Source organism: Kitasatospora sp. NPDC059462 (assembly GCF_042749955.1).
Lineage (GTDB): Bacteria > Actinomycetota > Actinomycetes > Streptomycetales > Streptomycetaceae > Kitasatospora.
Map to the genome: position 1 here is coordinate 1 of NZ_JBHYUU010000259.1, position 9,129 is coordinate 9,129.

3 protein-coding genes are annotated in these 9,129 nt (G+C 78.6%); all 3 read left to right on the forward strand.

What is annotated here, in order from left to right; all coding sequences use genetic code 11:
• The first annotated feature begins 548 nt into the window (after window positions 1–548).
• From ACFXAM_RS35840 to ACFXAM_RS35850, 3 genes are read left to right on the forward strand one after another with little or no spacing between them, the layout of a single operon-like run.
• The gene (locus tag ACFXAM_RS35840; RefSeq protein ID WP_380297773.1) at window positions 549–3,407 is read left to right on the forward strand and encodes a LuxR C-terminal-related transcriptional regulator; all 2,859 of its coding nucleotides are present in this window, start codon (window positions 549–551) and stop codon (window positions 3,405–3,407) included.
• A 9-nt stretch (window positions 3,408–3,416) separates the two neighbouring features.
• On the forward strand, window positions 3,417–6,365 hold the full coding sequence (locus ACFXAM_RS35845; protein WP_380297775.1) for an AAA family ATPase: 2,949 nt from the start codon (window positions 3,417–3,419) through the stop codon (window positions 6,363–6,365).
• Window positions 6,337–9,078, forward strand: a complete 2,742-nt coding sequence (locus ACFXAM_RS35850; protein ID WP_380297776.1) for an ATP-binding protein — start codon at window positions 6,337–6,339, stop codon at window positions 9,076–9,078. The genes ACFXAM_RS35845 and ACFXAM_RS35850 overlap by 29 nt, the downstream gene beginning before the upstream one ends.
• Window positions 9,079–9,129: the final 51 nt, after the last annotated feature.

Here is a 9,129-nt window from a genome sequence, read left to right on the forward strand (position 1 = left end):
GGCCCGGCGACCACCGCGCTGCTCGCGATCGAGCGGCTCGGCCGCGACACCGGCGGGCGCCTGGTCGAGTGGCGCCAGACGCTGGTGCGCGGGGACCGTTTCGCCGTCGCCGCCGCGTTCTCCGCCGACGACTACCGGCTGGGTGCCCCGGTCCGGACGCCCTGACCGGGACACGCCCGGCGGGCGGTGAGCGGATCGTCACATTGGGAGGATCCGCATGGTGCAGTTCGCGCCGTTGCGTCCGGGCCGGATCCCGGCCCGGGAGGCCGGGCCGCCCGGGCCCGGTCGTCCACGAAGCAGCGGCGGGCGGACTGGCCGCGGCGGCCGGGGCGGGGGCCGCGGCCGGGTGGGGGGACGCCGTGGCGGACCGGGGGATTCCGTGTGCCCGTTGGGGCAGGACTCCGCCGCGTCTTAGCTCAAAGTTGATCATTGATCACCGGCGGTGAGGTTACTATCGATCCGATCAGGCCTGGCCGGCCTCGTCGGCACGCCGACGCCGAGCCGGATCGCGTCGATCAAACCGGGGGTGGGGATGCAGGGTTTCGGGGATGGGAGACGTCATGGGCGTGCACAGCGCCATGGGCCGGAGGACCGGGATACGGGGGACCGACCGGGCGGCTGAACTGACGGGACTGCTCGAACGGGCGGAACAGGCACGCGGGGGCGTCGCCCGGGCCGTCCTGGTGCGCGGACCGGAGGGGATCGGGCGCACCGGGCTGCTGGACGAGGTGACCCGGTGGGTGTCGGAGCGCGGGGTGACGGTGTGCCGCTCGGCGGGCCGGGCACCGGGGGGAGAGCCGGGCGAGGGCGTGAACGGCTATCGATCCGTTCGTGAACTCTTCGGCATGGAACAGGACTTGGGCCGGGCAGCGGCCGCCTTCGCAGTTCAGCGCGAGGTGTACGGGCATGCGGTGGACCTGCTGGCGGCCGGGCCGCTGGCGCTCGTGCTGGACGACGCGCAGTGGTGCGACCAGGAATCGCTGCGGTGCGTCCACTTCCTGCTGCGCCGCGCGGCCGCGCGTCCGCTGCTGGTGCTGCTCTCCCAGCGCACCGGCTGCGAGGGCCCGGGCACGGCGATGCTCTCCGGGATCCTCGCCGAGGGCTGCTGCACCGTGCTGGAGCTGGGGCCGCTGAGCGAGGCCGAGACCGGCCGGGCGGTGGCCCGCGCCCTGGGCGGCCCGCCGGACGAGCGGTTCGTGCGACGGTGCCGCACGCTCTCCGGCGGGAACCCGCTGCTGCTGGAACGCCTGCTCACCACCCTGGCGGCGGCCGGGGTGCGGCCCGACCCGAGTGGGCTGCACCGCCTGCGCGTGCTGGGCGAGGCGGTCGGCGTCGAAGCCGCCCGCGTCGCCCTGGCCGGCGGACCGGGCCAGGTGTGCGAGGTGGCCCGGGCCCTGGCCGTCCTCGGCCGCGCCGACCCCGAGCTGCTCGGGGCGCTGTGCGGGATCGGCGGCACCCGGCTGACCCTCGCCATGGAGGAGTTACGGCGGGTCGAGGTGATCGGATCCGGCGCCGGGGCGCCGATGGCCGAGGCGGTGCGGGCCGCGGTGCTGGCCGATCTGCCGGCGCCGGAGCTGGAACGGCTGCGGCTGCGCGCGGCCCGGGTGCTCAACGACGCCGGACGCCCGGCGGCCGAGGTCGCGGCCCAGCTGGCCCTGCTGCCCGAGCTGCCGGAGCCGTGGATGCTCACCGTGCTGCGCGAGGCCGCCGCCCAGGCGCCCGGCGGGCCGACGGCGCGGGCGGCGGTGCGCTACCTGCGCCGGGCCCTGGGCGCCGGACTCGGCCGGACCGAACGCAGGAACGTACGGATCGAACTGGCCAGGGCCTCGGCACGGGTGGCGCCGGCCGCCGCCCTGGAACAGCTGCGGCAGGCCCTGGGGGAGAGCGACGGCGCGCGGGAGCGGGCGTCGATCGCGATGGAGTACGGCCAGGCCGCCCTCGGTTCGCGCGACGTCCCCGAGGCGGTCCGGGTGCTCGGCTCGGCCCTCGTCGACCTGCGGCAGCAGCTGGGCACCGACCCGCTCCCGGCCGACCGGGAGCTGCGCACCTCGCTGGAGTCCGCCCTGCTGGTGGCCGCCGTGAACGGGAAGTCCACCATGGCCCCGATCGCGGCGCTGGTCAGGCGCTGGCCGGTGCCCCGGGGCGACAGCCCCGCCGAGCGCCAACTGCTCTCCGGCATGAGCGTGTTCGCCGCCCTGGACGGCCGCCCGGCCGGGCAGGCCGTGGCGCTGGCCCGGCGGGCGCTGCGGGTGGAGGAGACCACGCCCGCCGGATGGGAGGTGCTCGCCTCCTCGCTCGTCCTCGGCCTGGCGGACGAGGTCGACGAGGCCCTCGCGGGGCTGACCCGGTCGCTGTCCAACGGCCTGGCGCAGTACGAGCCCTGGATGCGGCTGTCCGTCCTGGCCGGACGCGCCCACACCCTGCACGGGGTGGGCGACCTCGCCGGGGCGCAGGCCGTCGCCCGCACGGCGGTCGCCCTCGCGACGCGCGGCGACCGGGCCACGACCTGGCCGCTGCCCGCCGTCGAGCTGGGCAGCGTGCTGCTCTCGCGCGGCGAGGTGGCGGAGGCCGCCGTCGTGCTCGACCGGATCCGCCCGGCCGGCCTGGAGCAGCAGATCTGGGAGTGGCACCAGTACCTGTACGTCCGGGGCAGGCTCCGGCGCGCGATGGGCGACCTCGACGGCGCGGTGGAACTGTGGCGGCGGTGCGGCCGGAGCCTGGCGGAGGCCGGGGTGGCCAATCCGGTGCTGGCGCCCTGGTGGTCGGCCGCCGTCACCACGCTGGCCGCCCAGGGCCGGGCCGCGGAGGCGGCCGGCATCGTGGCGCAGGTCCAGGAGACGGTGGCCGGCTGGGGCACCGCCCGCGCCCGCGGGCTCGGCCTGGTGGCCGAGGGCGTGATCGCCACCGGAGCGGCCCGCACCGAACTGCTCGCCGAGGCCGTGGAGGTGCTGGAGCACTCCCCGGCCCGCCTCGCCCGGGCCGAGGCCCGCTACCGGCTCGGCCAGGAGCTGCTGCTGCGCGACGACCTGCCCGGCGCGCGCCGGCACCTGCGGCAGGTGATCGAGACCGCCACCCGGTGCGGCTACCACCTGCTCAGCACCGCCGCGCGCCGGCTGCTCGCCGACGCGGGCGGCCGGATGCCGCAGATCGCCGTCTCGCCGCTCGACTCGCTCACCCGCAGCGAGCGCCGGATCGCCACCCTCGCCGGGACCGGGGTCAGCAACCGGGAGATCGCCGAGCAGCTGTTCGTCACCCCCCGCACGGTGGAGATGCACCTGACCAACATCTACCGGAAGCTCGACGTGCGGGGGCGCACCGACCTGGTTCCGGCGCTCGGACCGGCCGGAGGGACCTCAAGATGCCGGCCGGGAGGCGGAGCGGAGAACATCCACGTACCGAGTCGCTAGGGGCGGGCAGTGGCCGAGGGGAACAACGGGGAAACGATCCTCCCGGGGCGGGCCGGCAGCAGCCCGGCGGGCGGGCGGCTGGTCGAACGGGAACACGAGGAACGGCTGCTGGACGGACTGCTGCGCGGGCTGCGGGCAGGGCGTTCGGCACTGGTCGAGGTACGGGGCGGGCCCGGCGCCGGACGCAGCGCGCTGCTGCGCCGGGCCGAGGAGCTGGCCGGCGCCGCCGGGGTGCGGGTCGCCGGCGCGCAGGCGTGCTGGGAGGAGACGGGGGTCCGCCACGCGGTGGCCGCCCAGCTGTACGCAGCGCTCGCGCCGCGGGCCTCGCCGCTGGTGAGGGAACTGCTGCACCCCGGTACGGCGGAGGGCGGCGCGCTGTCCGGGCGGCTGTGCCGCGCCTTCCTCGCGGCGGCCCGCACCCAGCCGCTGCTGGTCGTGGTCGACGACGTCCAGTGGGCCGACCGGGAGTCGCTGCGCTTCCTCCAGGCATTGGCACGCCGGCTGGCCGGCGCCCCGCTGCTGCTGGTGACCGCCCGCAGCGACGCCCTGCCGCCGGGGCCCGGCGAGCGGATCGAGCTGTGTCCGCTGGCCGATCCGCGGGTCGTCGCCCGTCATGGCGTCGACCTCGCCCCGCTCTCGGCGGCCGGGGCGGGCCGGCTGCTGGCGGGGACGCTGGGGGAGCCGGTCGAGCCGGAGCTCGCCGCGGCCGCCGCGCTCGCCGCCGACGGCAACCCCGCCGTGCTGCGGGCGTTGGCCGAGCGCTTCGCCCGGCCCGGCCGACCGGCGGCGCAGGACCGCGAGGCACGGGAGCGGGACGCGCGGGACCGCGAGGCGAGGCTGCTCCGGTGCGCGGCCGAGGCGGTCCGCGACCGTGCGGTGCGCACCCTGGCCGTGCTGCCGGAGGACCTGGTGGAGGTGCTGCGGGCGATCGCGGTGTGTGGGCCGCACGGCTCCCCCGCGATGATCGCCGCGCTGGCGTCGCCGCGCACGGTGGACATCGCCCAGGCCCTGGAACTCCTGGCCGGCACCGGCCTGTTGGCGCCGGGGGAGCGGCCGCGGTTCCGCGCCGAACGGGCCGCCGAGGCCGCCCTGGCCGGCCTCGGCGCCGAGCGGCGCGAGCACCTGTTCGCCCGCGCGGCCGAGGTGGCGAACCGGGCGGCGCTCCCGGACGACGCGCTGGCCAGGATGCTGCTCGGCGCCCGGGTGACCGGTGCGCCCTGGGCGGTCGCGGTGCTGCGCCGGGAGGCGGCGCGGCTGCGGGTGGCCGGCGACCCGGCGGCCTCGGTGCGGCTGCTGCGGCGCGCGCTGCGCGAACCCGTCGGCCCGCGGCTGCGGGTGGAGCTCCTCACCGAGCTGGGCGTCCTGGCGCTCCCCGGTTCGCCGGAGAGCAGCGACCGCTTCCTGCGGCAGGCCCTGCTCGCCCCGGCCGACGCGAGCGCCGGGCCCGCCCGGGTGCGCGCCGCCGACCTGCTGGTGGCGCGCGGTGACTACGCCTCGGCGGTGCCGCTGATCGCCGGTGCCGGAGCCCGCCCGGGTGCCGGCGGCCGGGAGCGCGCCGCGCTGCGGGCGCTGTACTGGCTCGCCAAGCACGGCCAGGACGGGTCGGCGCAGGAGCCGCACCGGCCGGAGATGGCCGCTCTGCCCGAGCGGCCCGAGGACCCCGCCGAGGCGGGCGCCGCCGCCTGGCTGGCGGCCCTGCACGGGCGGGACCTCGCCCGGGCCCGGGAGCTGGCCCGCGCCGCCCTGTCGCCCGCGGCCCCGGACGGGACGTCGCTGACCGCCCGGGTGGCGGCCTGCCACGCGCTGCTCCTCACCGAGGACGTGGCCGAGGCGCAGTCGGGCCTGGACGCCGTCCTGGCGCGCGCGCACCGCGCCAACGCCCCCGCCGTCGTCGCCCTGGCGCTGCTGATCAAGGCGCTGGCGACCCTCGGCGAGGACCGCGCCGAGGAGGCCGAACGCCTGCTGGAGCGGGCCGAGGAGGCGCTGCCGGAGCGGTGCTGGCACCCGCAGACGGCCCCGGGCGTGCGGGCCGTGCGCACGCTGGCCCGGCTGGCGCGGGGCGACCTCGACGGGGCCGAGCGGGCCGCCGCGCCGGCGCGGCCGGAGGAGGCCGGGGGCAGCATGGCCCGGGCCTTCCTGTCCTACGCCCGGGGCCGGGTGCGGCTGGCCCGCGGCGACGGCGCGGGGGCGCTGGGCGAGTTGCGCGAGTGCGGGCGGCTGCTGCTCGCCCGCCAGATGACCAACCCCGCCCTGTTGCCCTGGCGTTCGGCGTCCGCGCGGGCGCTCGCCCTGACCGGGGACGACGCCGGGGCCGCCGAACTGGTCGCCGAGGAGCGTCGGCTCGCGCTGGCCTGGGGGGCGCCGCGCACGCTCGCGCGGGCCCTGCGCGCCGCGGGCGACGCCGACCCGGAGCACGGCGGGGAGCCGGCCCCCGGTGCGGCTGCGGCGCGGCTCGTCCCCGGCGGACCCGCGAGCTGGCAGTTCCGCCAGGCGCTGGTGGCGATGGGGACGGCGGCGGTCTCCGGCCCGGGCGCCATCGACAGTCTGCTGCGCAGCGGCCTCGCGCCGGCCGCTCCGGTGCTCCGGGTGGGGCCGCCCGCGCCGGATCCCGCAGCCGGCCCCGCACCGGCGTCCGCACCCGGTTCCGCACCGGCGCCCGCCCCGGTCACCGTCGCGCCCCCGGGGCCCGGCGGCCCGCGGCCGGTGGCGGGAGGGCCGGCGCCCGGCCCGGCCCGGCCGGAACTGACCGCCGCCGAACGGAGGGTCGCCGCGCTGGCCGCCGAGGGGCTGGCCAACCGGGTCATCGCGGCCGAACTCTCGGTGACGCTGCGCACCGTCGAACTGCATCTGACCAAGGCGTACCGCAAGCTGGGCATCTCCGGTCGTCCGGAGCTGGCCCGGGCGCTGGGGCGCGACGAAAGGAACGAGAATGGCGCGCCTGTTCGGCCGGCGGCGTGAACTCGCCGCACTCACCGCGGCGATGGAGGCGGCCGCCCGCAGCCGGGGCTCGCTGCTCGTCGTCACCGGCGGGATCGGGACCGGCCGGACCGCGCTGCTGCGGGCGCTGCCCCCGCTCGCGCGCCAGCGCGGCCTGCGGGTGCTCAGCGCCAGCGGCGCCCCGCTGGAACGGGACCTCGCCCTCGGGGTGGTGGACCAGCTCCTGGAGCCGCTGCTGCCCGGGACGGCCTTCGAGCCGCCCCACGACGCCCGGTTCCTCACCGAACTCCTCTTCTCGGTGGCCGAGTTCAGCTCCCGCGAGCCGCTGCTGCTGCTGGTGGACGACCTCCAGTGGGCCGACCCCGCCTCGCTGCGCTGGCTCGACCGGCTGACCCAGCGGCTGGCGACCCTGCGCATCGTCCTGGTCGTCGCGGTGCGCGAGGGCGACCCGGACGCGGAACAGCCGCGGATCCACGGGATGTCCGACCGCGCCGCGCACGTGCTGCGGCTGGAACCGCTCTCCCCGGCGGACACCGCGGCGCTGGTGGCCGCCCGGCTCGACCGACCCGCGGACCCGGTGCTGGCCGCCGCCTGCCACCAGGCGTGCGCCGGGAACCCGCTGCTCCTGACCGCCGTCCTGGCCGAACTCGCCGAGGCGGGCGGGACGTTCGCCGACCCGGCCGGGGCGGTCGCGGGCCTGCGGCTGCCCGCCGTGCGCGAGCGCCTGCTCGTCGCACTGGACGCCCAGCCCGCCCCCGTCAGGGCCCTGGCCAAGGCGCTCGCCCTGCTCGGCGACCACGCCGACCCGGAGCTGGCGGGCCGGCTGGCGGGGCTCGACGAGACCGGCCGCTCCGAGGCGGTCGGGGCGCTGTGCCGGCTCGGCCTGTTCTCCTGCGGCCGGTCGCCGGCCTTCGTCCACCGCTACGTGCGCGAGGCGGTCGAGGAGTCGCTGTCGCCGGCCGAGCAGGAGGACGGACGGCGGCGCGCCGCCGTCCTGCTCCACGACGCCGGCTACCCGGCCGAGCAGGCGGCCGCGCAACTGCTGGCCACCTCCTGGTGCCAGGACGGCTGGGCGACCGAGGTGCTGCGCTCGGCCGCGACGGCGGCGGTGCGCCGGGGGGCGCCGGAGGACGCCGCGCGCTACCTGCGGCGGGTGCTGCTGGACGGGGCGCCGAGCGGGCCGGAGCGGGCCGCCCTGCTGCTGGACCTGGCCGCCATCGAGCGGGCCTTCGACCCGGCGGCCGCCGTGCGGCACGTCATGCAGGCCCTGCTGCTCCTCCCGTCGGCCGAGCAACGGGCGCTGGCGGTGCGGTGGATCCCTCCCGCGCTGCTCGGCGGCTGCCCGCCGCCCAGCGTCGAGCTGGTCGCGAAGACGGCGGAGGAGCTGTCCGGGGCGCCGCCGCGGGCCGGCGCCGACCGGGAACCGGGCCTGCGGATCGAGGCCCGGCTGCGCCACGCGACGGTGGCCGGCCCCGGGCTGCTCGCCGGGTCCGTCGACCGGTTGCGCGCCCTCGGCCCCACCCCGCCGCTGCGCACCGCGGCCGAACGCGAACTCGTTACCGTCCTGCTGCACGGGGCCACCGTGGCGCAGCGGCTGACGGCCGCGGAGGTCGCCCCGCTGGCGAACCGGATCCTGTGCTACGAGCCCGCCTCGCCGGCCCATGTCCACACCGCCCTGCCGCTGCTGACCGACACGCTCGTCGCGGCGGACGCGATCGACACCGTCGGCCCCTGGCTGGAGGCCGCCGGGGAGGCCGCCCGCCGCGAGCGGGCGCCGGTGCCGCAGGCGCTGATCGGCCTGGAACTCACCCAACTGATGCTGGCACGAGGGCAGTTCGCGCGGGCCAGGGCGCAGGCCCGCGAGGTGCTGGACCTGGGGGCGGCGCGATGGGCGCCGATCCAGTCGATGGCCGCCGTGGTGCGGGCCGCCATCGAGACCACCGACGGCGAGCTGACGGACCGCCTGCTGGAGGCGTACGGGGAGAGCATCGACCACGGCCACAGTCCCTCGATGCTGCAACTGGTGCGGGCTTCGGGCGCGGCGGCCCGCGGCGACCTGCCGACCGCGCTGGAGTACGTGCTCGACTGGGGGCGTTCGGTCGAACGGGCCGACTGGCGCAACCCCGCGGTCGTCCCCTGGCGGACCTGGGCGGCGGGCCTGTGGCTGCGGATGGGGCGGGCCGCGCAGGCCCACGACCTGGTCGACGAGGAGCTGGCCCGGGCGCTGGCCTGGGGCGCGCCCGGGCCGGTCGGGCGCGCCCAGCGGGTCAAGGGCGAACTCGTCGGGGGCGAGGGCGGCATCGAGCTGCTGCGGGCCTCGATGGCCACCCTGGAGGGGGCGGTCAACGAGATGGAGCGGGCCAGGACCGGGGTGGTGCTCGGCCAGCGGCTGCGGGCGCTGGGCCGGCCGGAGGAGGCCGAGGCGCACCTGCGCCGGGGCCGGGAACGGGCGCTGGCCTGCGGCGCCCCCCGGCTGGCGGAGCGGGCCGCACGGGAACTGCGGGAGCTGGCGCAGTCGCTGGGGCCGGCCGCGCTGACCCGGGCCGAGCGCCGGGTCGCCGTGCTCGCCGCACAGGGGGCGTCCAACAAGGAGATCGCCACCAGGCTCGCGGTGGGCACCCGGGCGGTCGAGAAGCACCTGACCCAGGCGTACCGCAAGCTGGACGTCGCGGGGCGGGCCGAACTCGCCGCCGTGGCGCACCTGTTGCCGAGCGACCCGCAGCCGCTCGGCTGACCCGGCGACGCCCCCGGGGCACGGTGGGCCGGCCACCGACCGGCCCACCGT

Coding starts and splice junctions, on each gene's coding strand:
- ACFXAM_RS35840 (WP_380297773.1), top strand. CDS start 549: ATGGGAGACGTCATGGGCGTGCACAGCGCCATGGGCCGGAGGACCGGG.
- ACFXAM_RS35850 (WP_380297776.1), top strand. CDS start 6,337: ATGGCGCGCCTGTTCGGCCGGCGGCGTGAACTCGCCGCACTCACCGCG.